Source organism: Arcobacter roscoffensis (genome assembly GCF_024267655.1).
Taxonomy (GTDB): Bacteria; Campylobacterota; Campylobacteria; order Campylobacterales; family Arcobacteraceae; genus Arcobacter_B; species Arcobacter_B roscoffensis.
The window spans coordinates 2,892,484-2,909,273 of record NZ_CP100595.1 but is presented as its reverse complement, the minus strand read 5'-3'; the positions used below and the strand labels follow the sequence as shown (position 1 = coordinate 2,909,273).

The 16,790-nt window shown below is 30.2% G+C and carries 12 protein-coding genes; 8 read left to right on the top strand and 4 right to left on the bottom strand.

All coding sequences use genetic code 11. From position 1 onward, the window contains the following. Positions 1-125 precede the first annotated feature (125 nt). Complete coding sequence (locus NJU99_RS13755) at positions 126-341, bottom strand: hypothetical protein (protein WP_254576481.1); 216 nt, start codon at positions 339-341, stop codon at positions 126-128. A 364-nt stretch (positions 342-705) separates the two neighbouring features. On the opposite strand from NJU99_RS13755, the gene NJU99_RS15010 reads away from it, so the two are divergent. Together NJU99_RS15010 and NJU99_RS13750 are read left to right on the top strand one after the other, a co-directional pair. Beyond that, on the top strand, positions 706-1,026 hold the full coding sequence (locus tag NJU99_RS15010; protein WP_429726357.1) for a hypothetical protein: 321 nt from the start codon (positions 706-708) through the stop codon (positions 1,024-1,026). Positions 1,027-1,295: 269 nt separating this feature from the next. Continuing rightward, positions 1,296-8,774: an Ig-like domain-containing protein gene (locus NJU99_RS13750; protein WP_429726337.1), complete on the top strand. Its 7,479-nt coding sequence runs from the start codon at positions 1,296-1,298 to the stop codon at positions 8,772-8,774. Between the two features lie 30 nt (positions 8,775-8,804). Here NJU99_RS13750 and NJU99_RS13745 read toward each other — a convergent pair whose 3' ends face one another. Further along, the gene (locus NJU99_RS13745; protein WP_254576480.1) at positions 8,805-10,049 is read right to left on the bottom strand and encodes a Sel1-like repeat-containing protein kinase family protein; all 1,245 of its coding nucleotides are present in this window, start codon (positions 10,047-10,049) and stop codon (positions 8,805-8,807) included. 82 nt (positions 10,050-10,131) lie between these two features. Here NJU99_RS13745 and NJU99_RS13740 point away from each other — a divergent pair, with 82 nt between their 5' ends. The 3 genes from NJU99_RS13740 to NJU99_RS13730 all read left to right on the top strand — a co-directional run bounded on the left by NJU99_RS13740 (position 10,132) and on the right by NJU99_RS13730 (position 13,444). Continuing rightward, the gene (locus NJU99_RS13740) at positions 10,132-10,932 is read left to right on the top strand and encodes a sensor histidine kinase (RefSeq protein WP_254576479.1); all 801 of its coding nucleotides are present in this window, start codon (positions 10,132-10,134) and stop codon (positions 10,930-10,932) included. An 84-nt stretch (positions 10,933-11,016) separates the two neighbouring features. Beyond that, entirely contained in the window at positions 11,017-12,933 is a 1,917-nt protein-coding gene (tkt, locus tag NJU99_RS13735) for a transketolase (RefSeq protein ID WP_254576478.1), read from the top strand. Between the two features lie 118 nt (positions 12,934-13,051). Beyond that, complete coding sequence (locus NJU99_RS13730; RefSeq protein WP_254576477.1) at positions 13,052-13,444, top strand: tautomerase family protein; 393 nt, start codon at positions 13,052-13,054, stop codon at positions 13,442-13,444. 26 nt (positions 13,445-13,470) lie between these two features. Here the strand turns inward: NJU99_RS13730 and NJU99_RS13725 are convergent, their stop codons facing one another. Then, the gene (locus NJU99_RS13725; protein WP_254576476.1) at positions 13,471-14,019 is read right to left on the bottom strand and encodes a pyridoxamine 5'-phosphate oxidase family protein; all 549 of its coding nucleotides are present in this window, start codon (positions 14,017-14,019) and stop codon (positions 13,471-13,473) included. A gap of 112 nt (positions 14,020-14,131) precedes the next feature. On the opposite strand from NJU99_RS13725, the gene NJU99_RS13720 reads away from it, so the two are divergent. Next, positions 14,132-14,983: an NAD(P)-dependent oxidoreductase gene (locus tag NJU99_RS13720; RefSeq protein ID WP_254576475.1), complete on the top strand. Its 852-nt coding sequence runs from the start codon at positions 14,132-14,134 to the stop codon at positions 14,981-14,983. A gap of 19 nt (positions 14,984-15,002) precedes the next feature. Here NJU99_RS13720 and NJU99_RS13715 read toward each other — a convergent pair whose 3' ends face one another. Continuing rightward, entirely contained in the window at positions 15,003-15,611 is a 609-nt protein-coding gene (locus NJU99_RS13715; RefSeq protein ID WP_254576474.1) for a helix-turn-helix transcriptional regulator, read from the bottom strand. 108 nt (positions 15,612-15,719) lie between these two features. On the opposite strand from NJU99_RS13715, the gene NJU99_RS13710 reads away from it, so the two are divergent. Together NJU99_RS13710 and NJU99_RS13705 are read left to right on the top strand one after the other, a co-directional pair. Further along, positions 15,720-16,070: a CidA/LrgA family protein gene (locus tag NJU99_RS13710; RefSeq protein ID WP_254576473.1), complete on the top strand. Its 351-nt coding sequence runs from the start codon at positions 15,720-15,722 to the stop codon at positions 16,068-16,070. Beyond that, entirely contained in the window at positions 16,067-16,783 is a 717-nt protein-coding gene (locus NJU99_RS13705; RefSeq protein ID WP_254576472.1) for an LrgB family protein, read from the top strand. Before NJU99_RS13710 ends, NJU99_RS13705 begins: the two co-directional genes overlap by 4 nt. The last annotated feature ends 7 nt before the right edge of the window (positions 16,784-16,790 follow it).

Genomic DNA, 16,790 nt, shown 5'->3' with positions numbered 1-16,790 from the left:
AGGAAAAGATCAGTTTGAAAATGTAACTGTAGATGATACAGCAGTAACAACATCAATTACAGATGAGAGCGATCCATATAATCCAAACGATCCAGATACACCAAATGAGAAAGATAATGTAAATGTTAAATTAGTAGGTGTAGATACAGATGTAACTGAAGTGAGAGTGCAACATATAAAGTAACATTAACAGATGATGCAGGACAACCAGTAGTAACTACAGAAGATTTAACAGTAGACTTTACATATACATATACAACAGCAGAAGGTGAGGATATCACAGAGACTGTAGAAGTAACAATTCCAAAAGGTTCAAGTGAAGCACCAGTAGAAGTTGCCACAAAAGATGATGTATATACAGAAGGAACAGAAGAGTTTGATATTGCATTAAATGCTGTAACAGCAGGAAAAGATCAGTTTGAAAATGTAACTGTAGATGATACAGCAGTAACAACATCAATTACAGATGAGAGCGATCCATATAATCCAAACGATCCAGATACACCAAATGAGAAAGATAATGTAAATGTTAAATTAGTAGGTGTAGATACAGATGTAACTGAAGTGAGAGTGCAACATATAAAGTAACATTAACAGATGATGCAGGACAACCAGTAGTAACTACAGAAGATTTAACAGTAGACTTTACATATACATATACAACAGCAGAAGGTGAGGATATCACAGAGACTGTAGAAGTAAACAATTCCAAAAGGTTCAAGTGAAGCACCAGTAGAAGTTGCCACAAAAGATGATGTATATACAGAAGGAACAGAAGAGTTTGATATTGCATTAAATGCTGTAACAGCAGGAAAAGATCAGTTTGAAAATGTAACTGTAGATGATACAGCAGTAACAACATCAATTACAGATGAGAGCGATCCATATAATCCAAACGATCCAGATACACCAAATGAGAAAGATAATGTAAATGTTAAATTAGTAGGTGTAGATACAGATGTAACTGAAGGTGAGAGTGCAACATATAAAGTAACATTAACAGATGATGCAGGGACAACCCAGTAGTAACTACAGAAGATTTAACAGTAGACTTTACATATACATATACAACAGCAGAAGGTGAGGATATCACAGAGACTGTAGAAGTAACAATTCCAAAAGGTTCAAGTGAAGCACCAGTAGAAGTTGCCACAAAAGATGATGTATATACAGAAGGAACAGAAGAGTTTGATATTGCATTAAATGCTGTAACAGCAGGAAAAGATCAGTTTGAAAATGTAACTGTAGATGATACAGCAGTAACAACATCAATTACAGATAATGATAGCTTATACATGTCAATTGATCCAACTCAAGTTGATGAAGATGCACTAGTGGGAACTTCGGATCAAGATTCATATGATCCAGATATTAAAGAGTTTACAGGAAATTTAGGTCTAAATACTAAGTTGGATGTAGATTTAGCATTCTCAGGAGGACAAGATACAACTTTAACATCTAAAGGTGAAAGTATTTCATTAAGATACTCTTCTAATAATGAAGTGATTAAAGGTCTTTCAGCAGATGGAAGAGAAATATTTGAAGTTTCATTAAATGAAGATAAGGGTACTTACACATTTAAATTAAAAGATGTAGTTGATCATCCTGATTTCACATCTGAGGATTTAATTAGTGATTTAAGTTTTAGTGTTATTGCTAAAACACAGTTAGGACATGTTGCAGTAGCAGATATTAATATAGACATCGCAGATGATATTCCAACAGCTAGTTGTACTATAATTGATGCTGACTCACAATATAAAGAAACAGATACTAACTTAGTTATTGCGATAGATAACTCTGGAAGTATGGGTAGTGGTTTAGGAAGTAAGATGCAACTTGCAATTCAAGCAGCCATTAAACTTATAGAAAAATATGAAAATATGGGTGATGTAAATGTTAAGATTGTTTCATTTAATACAGATGCATCTGCTTCACAATGGTATACAAGTTCAACAGATGCTAAAAATGCTCTTTCAGCTTTAACTTCTGGTGGATATACAAATTATGAAGATACATTAAGAGATACAATGGATACTTATGATACTTCATCTGATCCAAAACCATCATCTGATCAAGAAATCTTCTATATGCTTTCTGATGGAAATGCAACAGCAGGTGATGCAAATGGTTCAGATAACATTTCTGGTCTAATCCCTGAGTGGAAAGCGTTTGCAGAAGCAAACTTTGATGATGTATACTCTATAGGTATAGGAACAAATGTTGATCTAGATGGAAACTATAGAGGTAGTTTAGATCAAATTGCAGATGTTGCAAATGGACATGATACATTTGTAGTTAGAAATGTAAATGACTTAACAGATGAGATGTTAGCAACTATAGTAAATATTAATGGTGTATTAGTTATCAATAGCGGTGGAAATAAACTAGACTTTAGTTTTGGTGCAGATGGACCAGCAGATGAAAATGGACCTAAACTTGATGGTGGAAAACTTTCATTTACTTGGGGAGACGGTGATTTAAGTGATGGAACTGGTGTTATTGTTAATAATAACGATGGAACAGGTCCAGACCTAGAATGGCTTGTTTACAATAATGGTAAAGTTTTATTAGGAAAAGATGCTAACACAGGTGAAATTTTAGTAAAACTTGAAGCAAACAATGTAAATAATGACAATCCAACATATGAAGTAACACAATTTGTTCCAAATACAGGTATTGATAAACTTGAAGTTCCATTCCATGTAGTAGATGGAGATGGTGATGGTGCAACAGGATGTTTAAATATTGATATTGATGCAAATTTCCAAGCCTTTATTAAATTAACTGGTGATTCATCTATTACAGAAGCAGACGGTGCGCAGTTAGTTCATAATTTAGAGTTAGTAGATCAAAATGGTGCCCCAATTAATTTAAGAGCAGGACAAAAAGTAACTGTAGAATTAGAATACACAAATGATTCAACTAACAATGAAGACTTTACAGCACCAAAAATTGTGCAAGTTGAAATAGTTGGTACGATTGATGGTGTTAATAGTGTACAAGTTATTAATGAAGTAGTAAACGACTTATTTAAAGAAGGAACTGAGTCTTATACTCTTAGTGTAAAATCTGTTAATACGAATGTAAATGGTTTAGGTAATATTGGAATTGACACAACAGATAATAGTGTAACAGGAACAATAGTAGATAATACTGATGTTGTAACTGCAAGTATTACGGGAGACTCATCAGTAAATGAAGGTGAAAAATCTTCTTACAAAGTTGAGTTAAAAGATGAAAATGACAATCCAGTAATTGCAAAAGAAGACATGGTAGTAACTTTAGAGTACACATATGTAGATACAACTACAAATGAAGATATTACTGAAATTGCTACAGTTATAATACCAAAGGATTCAAGTAGTGTTGAGTTTGATATTCAAACTATTGCTGATACTTTATTTGAAGGAAATGAAGTATTTAAAGTAAGTATCTTATCTATTAGTAATACAGAAGATTATGAACAGTTTGATATTGACAATACTCCTGTAACTACTGAAATTACTGATGATGAGTCATTTGTAATGAATATAGATAGAGCATTAGTTGATGAAGATGCACTTGTAAATACTTCTGATAATGATGGATATAGCACTGTTAAAACATTTACAGGCTCATATAGTTTCAATACAAATCTTGATGTTGATGTTGCATTTAAAGCTGGGCAAACAACAAACTTAACATCTAAAGGCGAAGCTATAACTCTTGAGTTATCAGCCAATAAAAACGCATTAGTTGGAAAATCAGGAACAAGAGAAATCTTTGAGATTATATTAGATGAAGCAAATAATGAATATACAGTTATGCTAAAAGATGTAATTGATCATGGAGATATTACAAGTGAAGATTTAGAAACTTTATCTGTTTTACTTGAAGGAACAACTGTAGCTGGAAATGTTGAAGCTACTTTAAATATTGATATTGCAGATGATATTGTAACTGTTGATAATACAAATGCAGAAACTGTAAGTATTGATAATGCACAGTTTACAAATATGATTATAAATGGAAGTTTTGAAAATGTTACAGGATTTAAAACTTCTGGAAGTGATGCGTTTGTAGAAAACAAAGATTTATCAAGTGGTTCATGGATTGGTCTTCAAGCTATGGAAGGTTGGGAGTTATTAAGTAAATCATCTATGTGGATGGAACCACATGAACAAGCTCATGCAAGTGTTGGAGCTGATGATGGTGAAAATTATATGGATTTAGGTGAAACAAACTCTAATGATTCTGATATAGAAAATACTCATATTGGGCAAATTATAAGTGGTGCTCAAGATGGAGTAACTTATGATTTAAGTTTCGCATTTAGAGACAAAGCCTTCACTCAAGCAAATGAAGCTGATTCAGGAAAAATGCAAGTTATTTGGAATGGTGAAGTTATCGCAACTGTTGATGGTGATAATAGTTCTTGGCAAACTATGAACCTTCAAGTTGAAGGAGGGTCAGGTGATGGTTCTAATAGATTAGAGTTTAAAGAAATAGGTGAAGGTAATGATAACTGGGGTATGGCATTAGATGATATTCAAATGACAGCAAGTTCTATAACACATACTGGAAGCTTATCTGATAACTCTGGATTAGATGTAAACTTTGGAGCAGATGGAAAAGGTTCATATGAATTAGATTCTAAAGCAGGATGGACTTTAAGCACTGATAAATCAACTTTAACAAAAGATGATGGTTCATTAATAGTTAGAATGAATAGTTCAAATGGTGAGTATTCTGTTGAACAATTAAAACCAACTACACTTGGAGATATTTCAGTTCCTGTAAAAGTTACAGATGGTGATGGTGATAGTGCAACTACTAATATTCAAGTATCTGTAGAGAATAAAACACCTGAATTACCAGATTCTATTATTGTAAAATTAGTTGAAAATGATAGTGTTGTTGAGGGAGATACATTAGCTCATAGAGTTGAACTATATGATCAAAATGGAAATCCAGTAGCTGTTCCAGCTGGAGGATATGTTGAAGTAAGATTAACTTATACTCCTACTAATCCAAATGGAGCAACAGAAAATGTAGATTATAGCTCTCAAAATACAGTTAGAATTTATGGTGGAACAAGTGGAACATATATCTTTAATAAAACTATAGATGATACAATTTATGAAGGAAATGAATCTTATGAATTAAGTATAGATTCTGTAACTTCAAATATCATTGATTCAAATATTATTAGTGTAGATACTAATGCAAATAGTGTTACTGGTGAGATTGTAGAAAATGATGCTGCAAATATTGGACCAGATGCAGTTGATGATACAAAATCATTAAGTGAGAATTCAGCAATTAATATTAATGTTCTGAATAATGATACTGATCCAGATAATGATACATTAACAGTAACATCAGTTACTCAACCTACAAATGGAACAGTTTCTATAAATAGTGATGGTACAATTAAGTATACACCTAATTCTGAGTATATTGGAAATGATAGCTTTACATATACTATTAGTGATGGTAATGGAGGAACTGATACAGCAACAGTTACTCTTACAGTAAATAAAGTTGATGAAGCACCTGTTGTTACAAATGGTTATGCTGTAGTTTCAGAAGAAGCATTAACTGCTGGAATTAAAGATGCTCAAGGGAACCCTGATAGTACAAATTCAAAAGTTTATTTAGGAAAAGTTTCTGTAAGTGATGCAAATATTGAAGATAGTTTAAGTGTTACATTAAGAGCTCCAGCTGAAATATTAAGAGCTACAAATGGTCAAGCTATTACTTGGAGTGGTCAAGGTACAAATACTTTAGTTGGTAAAGTAGGAACTCAAGATGTTCTAAAAGTTACTATTGATGATAGTGGTAATTATAAAGTAGAGTTATTTGATAACGTTGAACATCCTGTACAAAATGTTGAAGATGTGTTGTCTCTAAACTTTAAAGTTGATGTAAGTGATGGTAAGTTTACATCTACTGGAAACTTAAGAGTTGATATTGAAGATGATTCAGGTGTTGCTAATAAATCAGAAGAAACTATAGTCGTTGAGAAAGATACTGTATTTATTAAAAATTTAGAAGCAGGGTTTGTAAATTCGAAATTTAATAATGGAACATATCAAACTTTAGAACAAAATACGGATTCAGATGCTTATAAAGATTCGATCTATTGGGGAACACCATATAGAAGTTATAATACAAATTATGGTAAAAGTTCAGGGTATATTTTAGAAGATAATTCAATGTTTACATCTAGTACAGGTTCACAAGTGGATACAAATGGTATTTTTAAACTTGCAGACTTTACTCATGAAAATTGGCCAACGTATGCAAATTCATCGAACTTAGATAAAACAACAATGACTATGAATATGGATGTAATGATAAATGGAAAACTAGTTCCTGTTAGTTTTAATATTTTACTTGATCATACTGAAACGCCAAATAGTGGTGCTGACCCAAGAGATTATATAACTTTACCTGATAGCGATATTCATGTAAATGTTGATGGGAAAGATTTTGCCTTTACAGTTGAAGGATTTAGAAACTCAAATGGACAATATGTAAAAACAATATATACAGATGAAGCAGCAAGTAATAAGTTTGAAATTTTTGCAAGTATTAAACCTGCTACTGAACTTCCAGAAGTATCAGGAAGTATAAACTACGCAGCAGGTGCAGATGGATTAGAATCAATTACTTGGGGAGATTTAACAAGTCAATATGGAACAATGACTGTAGATGCAAATGGTAACTATAGATTTGTAGTAAATCAGCATACAAAAGATAATATTGCTGCTAATCAAAATATAGTTGAGGAGTTTACATATACTATTACTGATAAAGATGGAGATACTTCAACAAGTACAGTTAAAATAAATATCAGTGGAACACAATCATCTAATGCTATTCCTGATGCAGTAGATGATAGAGTTGCAGTATGGGAAAATATAGCAACAAATATTAATGTATTAGCAAATGATACTGATGCAGATGGTGATACATTAAGAATTACAAATGTTGACTCAAATGTAATGCTAAATGGAAAAATAGTAGGAACAGCAGAAATTGTAACAGTAAATGGAGTTGATAAAGTAAGATTTACTCCAAATGAAAACTTTGATTTAACAAAAGGTGAAAGAGACACAATAGAAATCAATTACCAAATTACAGATGGAAATGGTGGATATGATAGTGCAACAGCTTTAGTTGATGTAGTTGGTATTGATGATGAAGCAGATTCTCCAAATCTTGCAATGGAAGTTTGTTATGTAGAGACTATTAAATATGGTTCAGGTTCATCAGGATACTATGTAATGGGAACTTATAGTAGTGATGGATCTTGGTACGGTGACGATGGATATAGAAGTGGTAGTTATTCGTATGGTGATGATAGTTATGGTGGAGGATATTTCGCATGGGGTGGAAACACTGGCTATTGTTATAATACATATAAATATAAAATATCAGTTGAGAGTTCATTAAATGATAATGATGGAAGTGAAACACTTTCAAAAGTAACATTGTCAAGCATTCCAAATGGAATGAACCTTTATGTAAATAATGTTCAAATTCATCCAAATGTAGATGGAACATATACAGTTCCAAATAATGCAGATGTTTATGGACTTATAAATAGAGTTCCATCAACTTATGAGTTTAACTCTATTAGAGCATCGGTTACAGCACATGAGTCAAACGATGGAGTTTATAGAGGTTCTATTGATGGTGAAGAGGCAACAATTACTGTAGATAAATTTGGTAATAAAACAGCACAATTAATTGATGGTGTTGTTGAAGGTGTTGAGTACGAAACTAGCTCAGGAGTAAAAGGTATCACTGATAAAGATGGTAACTTTAGTTATAAAGAGGGTGATTCTATTACCTTTAAAATTGGTGGGGTTATCTTAGGTGTGGCAACTGCCCAAGATGTGGCAAGTGGAAAAACTTTCTTACAAGATATTGCAGATGTTGAAAGAACTGATTTAAATGATGAATATTTAGAAAACTTAGCAACATTCTTACAGTCTTTAGATATAAATGCAGATGCATATGATGGTATTGTAATTTCACAAGAAATTAGAGCTGCTTTAGAGGGTGTTTCTATTGATTTAAGAACAGCTTCAGAAGAGGAAGTAAAAACTTTAGTTGAGTCACTTGGTAAAGAGTATATAAGCGAAGAAGATGCAATGCAACACGTAAAAGATATGCTTGTAGAATACACAGACTTAAAAGAAGAAGAGTTTGATGAACATATCTCAGATGACTTGACTTTAGCTACACTTGGAAACAAACCTCTAAGTAATATTGAATATGTAACTACATCAGGAATTAAAGGTGTTACAAGTGATAAAGGCGAGTTTGTATTTAATGAAGAAGATGATATTACATTTATTAAAGATGGAGAAGTATTAGCAACAGTTGAAACTTCAGTTATTGGTGAAGATAACTTAATCACTTTAGATGAATTAAATGAATTTAATATTGCTTCAAACACTGAATTTATTGCTCAAGATGTTGATTTAGAGGCACTTATTCCAAATGATGCTTTAGTATCAAAAGATGAAGTATCAACTAATATTGAAGATGTAAATATTGATATTGATGAAGTTATTGAAAGTGCAAGTGAAGAGTTAAAAATCTTTAAAGAAGGTGACAATAAAATTTCACTAGAAAATAGTGAAGAATTATGGTCAAATGAGGGAACAAAAGAGATTGATGGAGACAAATACAGTGTTTATAAAGGCACTAGTGCAACAACATCAAATATCAAAGTTCTAATTGATGAAGATGTATCAATTGAACCTGATCTATAAAAATGAAGAAAAAGCAGAAATGCTTTTTCTTTAATCTTCTAAACTAAAACTTTCAAACTCTATAGGTATTTTTAAATAGACGAGTTTATTAACTGCTAATTCAAAACCATTAAAAGCTGCTAATTTGTACCAATAAATATAATCATTTTTATCTTTGCATAAATTTTTTTCAAGCATTAAAGCTATGAAATATTGTGATTTAGGGAAGTCTTTTGATTTTATAAAAAACTCATATGCTTTTTCATAGTTTTTCTTAACTCCTTTTCCTTTAAAATATAGAACGCCTAGACTGGATATTGAAGGAATGTACTCTTTAAAAGCTGTTTTTTTATATGTAAGATAAGATTTAACCATATCTTGTTTAGTAAAAACTCCATCTTCATAAAATAAAGCTAAAGTCTCATTTGCTTGATAATTAATAGGTGCTAATTCTTTACAAAGCTCAAAATCATTTACTTCTTCGATTTTCTTTTGAAAATATTTACAAATATATTTATAATTTTTAGGAACTATAAAGTCTTTGTTTAAAATCTCTTTTATTTCATTTATAGAGGCTCTTTTTCTATAATCTTTTTCAAGCATTCTAAGAACTAAGTATCTGTATTTTTCATCTTTAATTTTTGATATGTTAGGAAAGATAAACTCATGATTATAGATTTTTTTAATCAATGAATCCTCATCCTTAAGATTGTAAATGGTGTTTTTTGTAAGTAAAAAATATAAGCAACATCCTAAAGAGTATATTTCTGAGTGTAAGCCTCTACTTCCTGCATAAACCTCTGGTGCAGTATATATTTTATGTCCTTTATGTAAAACTGAACTATTGATATTAGCACTATTGCTTATACCCCAATCAATTAGAAAAAATTTATTATTTTTTTTCAATATATTAAAAGGGGTTATATCATTGTGAAGACGCTGGTGTTTAAAGATAAACTCTATTTGTTCTAAAATATCAAATATGAAGTTTTCGATTTCTTCTGGTGAGAATTTATATTTATTCATAACTTGATAGTGTAAATCCCCACCTTTTACATAGTCAAAAACAAAATAGATAAAATCATCATGTTTTTTTGCTTCGTAAAACTTGATAGAGTTTTTATAATTATTCATAATTTTAAGTGAAGATATTTCATTTTGGATTTTATTAAAGTTATCTATATATTTAGGAATTTTTTTTATCACATAAAACTTTTTATCTTTTTTTGCAAGATAAATATCACTAAATGCACCTTTGGCTATCTGTTTTACTATATTATAATTGTCTACTTTCATTTTTAATCTTTGAAATATATTTTTTCTTTATTAATATTAGGATATTCTAAATTATCTTAAAAATTATCATTAAAGAAGTAAAATGAGACAAACAAAACTTGAAGACTTTTTAGAACTAGAAGAGCATAATAAAGAACTTGAAAAAAAAATTAAAGTAGAGTTAGAAAAAAATAGGAAAAAAGATGAGCTACTTTTTCGACAAGCAAAAATGGCATCTATGGGTGAAATGCTTGCAAATATATCTCATCAATGGAGGCAACCTCTTATGGAAATATCATCTTTATTTTTACCAATTGAAGCAAAATTAAAAATGGGAATTCATATAGAAAATGACGAACTTCAAGATTCAATAAAACAGTTGAATGAGATTACAAAATATATGTCTTCTACAATTGATGATTTTAAAAACTTTTTTTCAAAAGATAAAGAAAAAATGAAGTTTGAAATACTTCAACAAATAAACTCAACCATAAATATAATCAATGGTGGACTTAAAGCTCATAATATAAGTTTAGATATTATTATTAAAAAGAACCCTACAATTTTAGCTTATAAAAACGAGTATTCTCAAGCTTTGATAAATATAATAAATAATGCAAAAGATGTATTAGTACAAAGAAAAATAGAAGAGCCTAAAATAGATATTATTATAGAAGAAAAAGATGGTTTAGTTATCACTTCTATTCACGATAATGCAGGTGGTATAAGAATAGAACCTATTGAAAAAGTTTTTGATCCTTTTTTTACTTATGAGAAAGTAAATGGTTCAGGAATAGGGCTTTTTATGTCAAAACTTATTATTGAAAATAATATGGGTGGCAAGCTTGAAGTTAAAAATAAACAAGATGGGGCTTTGTTCATTATTTCTATTCCAAAACTATAAATACCTTGCTTCAAATTCTATTTAAATAAATTTAGATATAATCACGACTTACAAGAAAACTTCATTTTACAAATTAGGATAATTATGTCAAAACAACTATTGCAAAAACAAGCTGATACGATTAGGTTCTTAGCTGCTGATATGGTTCAAAAAGCAAACTCAGGACACCCAGGTGCACCAATGGGTCTAGCTGATATTGCTACAGTTTTAAGTAATCACTTAAACTTAAATCCAGCAAATGATAAATGGCTTAACAGAGATAGATTAGTATTCTCAGGTGGTCACGCAACAGGATTAGTATATTCATTACTACATTTATGGGGATTTGATGTATCTGTAAATGATATGAAAAACTTTAGACAAACTCACTCTAAAACACCAGGTCACCCAGAGTATGGTCATACACATGGTATTGAAATTACAACAGGACCTTTAGGTCAAGGTATTGCAAATGCAGTTGGTTTTGCAATGGCTACGAAATATGCACAAAACACTTTAGGAAAAGAAGTAATTAATCATAAAGTTTATTGTTTATGTGGTGATGGAGATTTACAAGAAGGTATTTCTTACGAAGCTTGCTCAACAGCAGGTCACTTAAACTTAGATAACTTAGTAATCATTTATGATTCAAACTCAATTACAATCGAGGGTGATACTTCTATTGCTTGGTCTGAAAATGTTAAGAAAAGATTCCAAGGTATTGATTTTGAAGTAATTGAAATTGATGGACATAACTTTGATCAAATTGATAAAGCTTTAGTAACTGCTAAAGATGCTACTAAACCTGTATTAGTTATTGCAAAAACTGCAATTGCTAAAGGGTCTGCAACTATGGAAGGTTCGCACCATTCTCATGGAGCTCCATTAGGTCACGATGATATTGCAGCATCTAAGAAAAAAGCAGGATTTAATCCTGATGAAACATTCCATGTACCAGCTGATGTAAAAGGTGCATTTGATAAATTAATCAAAGGTTCTATTGCTGAAAATGAGTGGAATGACTCTTTATCTGCTGATGCAAAAGCTAAAATCGAAGAATTACAAAACCCTAATTTTGATGCAGTTGAATACCCAACTTTTGAAGCTGATTCAAGTGTTGCTACAAGAGATTCAAATGGTAAAATCTTAAATGCAATCGCAAAAGCTGTTCCTGGATTCTTAGGTGGTTCAGCAGATTTAGGACCATCAAATAAAACTGAATTAAAAGAAATGGGTGATTTCCCATCAGGAAGAAACATTCACTTTGGTATTAGAGAGCATGCAATGGCAGCTATCTCAAATGCTATGAATTTATATGGATTATTCAGAGTTTACTCTGCAACATTCTTTGTATTCTCAGATTACTTAAAACCAAGTGCAAGAATTGCAGCATTAGCTTCAATTCCACAACACTTTATATGGACACATGACTCTATTGGAGTAGGTGAAGATGGACCAACTCACCAACCGATTGAACATTTATCTCAATTTAGAGCATTACCTAATTTTTATACATTCAGACCTGCTGATGCAACTGAAAATGTAGATGCTTGGAAAACTGCATTAAAAATGTCAGCTCCAACTGCATTTGTTTGTTCAAGACAAGGATTAAGAGTATTAAAAGAAGAAAAAGCATTTGGTGAAGTTTCAAATGGTGCTTACTTACTTAAAAAAAGAGATAATGCAAACATTACAATCATGGCTTCTGGTTCTGAGCTTATGTTAGCATTACAAACTGCTTGCAAATTAGAGGAAGAAGGAATTTATGCAAATGTTGTTTCTGTTCCTTGTTATGACTTATTTATTGAGCAAAATAAAGAGTATATTGATCAAGTAATTGATAAAAATACTAAAGTATATGCTGTTGAAGCTGCAAGAGGATTAGAGTACTACAGATTTGCTGATGTTGTATTTGGAATGGATACATTCGGTGCATCAGGACCTGCTGGTGACTTATTTGAAGAGTTTGGATTTACTATTGACAAACTAAAAGCTAACATTGTAGCTGACTTTAAAAACTAATTTTATTAGATGGGCTTTATGCCCATCTTGCTTTCTTTAAAATCCCCTTTTTTATTATTGTTATTTTATTGCTAGATAATACTTGTAAAATATATCAAATTTTACAAAAGGAATTTTCATGCCTCATTTACAGTTTGAAATAAACAAAAAAGTTTGTAAAGAAACAAAAGAAGAGTTTGCAAAGCAAATAAGAGATGTTTTTAGCGAAGTTATGGATACAGGAAAAGACCACATTGCAATATCTTTAAGAGAATATGAAAAATATTCTTTAAGCATTGGAAGAGCAGACCCAAAAGATGATATTTGTTTAATGAATCTAGATATTAGAGAAGGTAGAACTATAGAAAAAAGAAGAGAATTAGCTCTTAGATTTATGGAGATTGTAAAAGTAAACTTTCAAGTAGATACAAAAAATCAATATTTAACCTTTACAGAACACAAAGGCGAAGATTTTCACTTAGTTGAGAAGTTCTTAGCTTCTTGGGAGAGTGGAGAAGATCCTTTAGTATAAAAGAGCATTATTGCTCTTTTATATTTCTATTTTTCAAATAATTTAGTTTCTTTTCCATCAAAACTTACCTGATTTTTTTTCTTCATATAAGCAATATGGTCTTCTTTTGATGAATTATCATAAAAATCTGTAAGTTCTTTTCTTTGACCTAAGTAATCATATAGAGGAACACCCATACCACAAGAGTTATTTATACTTTCTATTGTAACTTCAAAAACTTGTCTTGCAGCTCTTTTAATAGGAAAATGAGAAATATATTCATCCCAGTTTTCATCTTTTTCTTGTATTACTTTAGCTATACAATAAAGTCTTAAAATATTAGCACTACCTTCAAATGCACAAAACATTAGAGTCATTCTTTTATCTTCAAGTAAGTGCGCTGCTGTTTCATTTCCGCTTCCAAAGTAGTTTAGCCATAAAATTTTATTTTCATTTATGATTTTAAATGTATCATCTAAACCTTTTGGAGAAAGGTTTATTTTTCCTTCCTTAGGTGTAGTAGATACAAAAAACATTTTTTGTTTTTTTATAAAATTTATATCATCTTCTGATAGTTTATTAGTAAAATTTGCCATTAAAATCCTTTGAAAATAAATATATCATAAAATATCAAAAATACAAAATGTCTATATATTGACTAAAAGTCTATATTTTAATATAATCATCTAAAAAAAATAAGGGATACTAATGGCAATAGGATTTATAGGACTTGGTAATCTAGGTCAAGCAATTGCTACAAGATTAACTCAAATGGGTGAAGAACTTGTAGTTTATAATAGAACAAAATCAAAAGTTGAAAATTTAGGTTATGAAATAGTAGATACTCCAAAAGATATTTTAAAAAAATGTGATGTAGTTTTTTTATGTCTTTTTGATTCTCCTGCTGTTGATAATATTTTAAATGGAGAAAATGGACTTTTATGTGATGAAGTAAAAGGTAAAACAATTATCGATTTATCTACAAACCATTATGAAGATGTATTGAAATTTCATGAACAAGTGGAAAAAGTAGGTGGAAAATATCTTGAAAATCCTGTATTTGGAAGTGTTGCACCTGCACTTATAGGAGCTTTAACTTTAGTTGCTTCTGGGAAAGAAGAAGTATTTAATGAAGTTAAGCCACTTTTAGAAAAATTTGGAAAAGAGATTTTCTTTTTAGAAAAACCCTCTGCTGCTACAAAAATGAAACTTATTAATAACCTTTGTTTAGGTTCTTTTATGGCGACAATTGCTGAGTGTACTTCTTTAGCTCAAGATTGCGATATAGATAAATCTAAAGCTTTAGATATTTTAGGAGTAGGTGGGGGAACTTCACTTGTTTTAAATGCTAAAAAACAGAAGTTAATAGATGAGGATTTCTCTGCACACTTTTCAAATGATGCAATAAATAAGGATTTACATTTATTGCAAGACTTAGCTTACTCTATGCAAAAGCCACTTTATAGTGCAGCTATGCCAAAAGAGCTATTTTCAAAAATGAAAATGATGGGTAAGGGAGATGAAGATTTCTCTTCAATTTATCAACTTTTTAAATCATAATAGTAAAGCTTAGGCTTTACTATTTATCTTCTTTTAGCCACTTATAAATAGTAGCTCTTGAAATATCTAAAACTTCACAAAGGTAACTTACAACATTTCTGATAGAGAAAATACCTTCTTTATTTAAATATATAATTAACTCTTTTTTTTCTTTTATTTTTAAATCCCCAAGTTGTAAATTATGTTCTTTTAAAAATTTATTGATTGTATTATGGGTATGTTCTTTCCAGTCTTGAGAGAAAATAGTTTGCGGTTGTGAACTTTTATCTTCAATATTTAGAAGCATTTTTAAAGAGTCATACATTTTCTCAAAAACTTCAACTTTAAAATTGATACAGATAATTCCAATTGGTTTACTATTTGTATCTCTTAAAAGAGTTGAAACACTTTTTAATTTTGTTCCATCAATATTTGTTTTATTATATGGTCCTACAATATCTTCTTTTATGGACTCAAAATCTTTTACATCATTTAGCATGTCATCACCAATCTCTCTTTTTGAAAAAGGGTTTACTATATGTACTAATTTTTGAGTCTCTAAATCATGAAGGACAACTTCAACATTTGGATAAAAAAGTTTGCCTATTGAGTCGCATAATGGGGTAAATGTTTCTAATACTTTATTCATAAAAGCATGATACAATAAAGAACTTTAAAATACAAAGTGTCTATATAAAACTTTAAATTGACAAAATGTCTACAATAAAGTATAATTTCATTTTTTAAGGATTTATATATGTTAAAAGGAATTATTACACTTTTAGTTTTTCAGTTTTTAGGCGAATGTATTGCAAAACTATTTGATTTATTAGTACCAGGTCCAGTTATTGGAATGGTTTTACTACTTATTTTTTTAATACTTAGAAAAAGTAGTTTTGAAAGTTTAGATAATGCAGTTTTTATTCACTTAAAATATTTGCCAATGCTTTTTATTCCAGCTGCTATGGGTATTATAACTCAAATTGATATTATCTCTAAAGAGTTTTGGGCAATTACAATTGCACTATTTTTTGGAACTATTATAGCTTTAGCTTTTTGCGCAAAATTAATGGATTATTTAACGATTAGACAAGAGGGTAAAAAATGAATATAGATGCACTAATAGATTATATCTCAAACTCAACACTTATTTGGTTGATACTTACTTTAGGCTCTTTTAAATTAGGAATTATTATTTATGAAAAGTTTAATAAACACACTTTACTCCAGCCAATTATCATTTCATATATTATTATAATGAGTGTCTTGTTTATAACAGGTGTTTCATATGAAGAGTATTTTAAAGGAGTTGAGATAATTCATTTCTTTTTAGGACCTGCAACTGTTGCTTTAGCACTTCCTTTATATAAGAACTTAAAATATATAAAGTCTTTGTTTTTACCAATTATGATAACTTTAGTTATTGCAGGAATTTTCTCTATTTTAATAGCAGTTTTATTGCTATGGGTTTTTGATGCAAATATGCCAACTATTTTATCTATGACTACAAAGTCAATTACTGCACCAATTGCTATTATTACAAGTGAACAAATAGGTGCTATTCCATCACTTGCTGTTGGCTTTGTGATTATTACAGGAATAATAGGAGCACTTTTAGGGACTTTTATTTTTAAAGTAATAAAAATAAAACATGATACTTCAAAAGGTTTTGCTTTAGGTGTAGTTTCTCATGGAATAGGAACAGCAAGAGCAATTGAGATAAGCCAAAAAGCAGCAGCTTTTTCAGCTTTAGCTATGGGCTTAAGTGGAATTTTTACAGCAGTATTTTTGCCTTTAATTATTCAGTTTCTAAAAGCATAAGGAAGAG

Bases quoted from the DNA above. Each gene is read 5' to 3' on its own strand.
- NJU99_RS13740 (WP_254576479.1), top strand. From the start codon at position 10,132: ATGAGACAAACAAAACTTGAAGACTTTTTAGAACTAGAAGAGCATAAT.
- NJU99_RS13710 (WP_254576473.1), top strand. From the start codon at position 15,720: ATGTTAAAAGGAATTATTACACTTTTAGTTTTTCAGTTTTTAGGCGAA.
- NJU99_RS13715 (WP_254576474.1), bottom strand. From the start codon at position 15,611: ATGAATAAAGTATTAGAAACATTTACCCCATTATGCGACTCAATAGGC.
- NJU99_RS13720 (WP_254576475.1), top strand. From the start codon at position 14,132: ATGGCAATAGGATTTATAGGACTTGGTAATCTAGGTCAAGCAATTGCT.
- NJU99_RS13725 (WP_254576476.1), bottom strand. From the start codon at position 14,019: ATGGCAAATTTTACTAATAAACTATCAGAAGATGATATAAATTTTATA.
- NJU99_RS13750 (WP_429726337.1), top strand. From the start codon at position 1,296: ATGTCAATTGATCCAACTCAAGTTGATGAAGATGCACTAGTGGGAACT.
- NJU99_RS13745 (WP_254576480.1), bottom strand. From the start codon at position 10,049: ATGAAAGTAGACAATTATAATATAGTAAAACAGATAGCCAAAGGTGCA.
- NJU99_RS13730 (WP_254576477.1), top strand. From the start codon at position 13,052: ATGCCTCATTTACAGTTTGAAATAAACAAAAAAGTTTGTAAAGAAACA.
- NJU99_RS13705 (WP_254576472.1), top strand. From the start codon at position 16,067: ATGAATATAGATGCACTAATAGATTATATCTCAAACTCAACACTTATT.
- tkt (WP_254576478.1), top strand. From the start codon at position 11,017: ATGTCAAAACAACTATTGCAAAAACAAGCTGATACGATTAGGTTCTTA.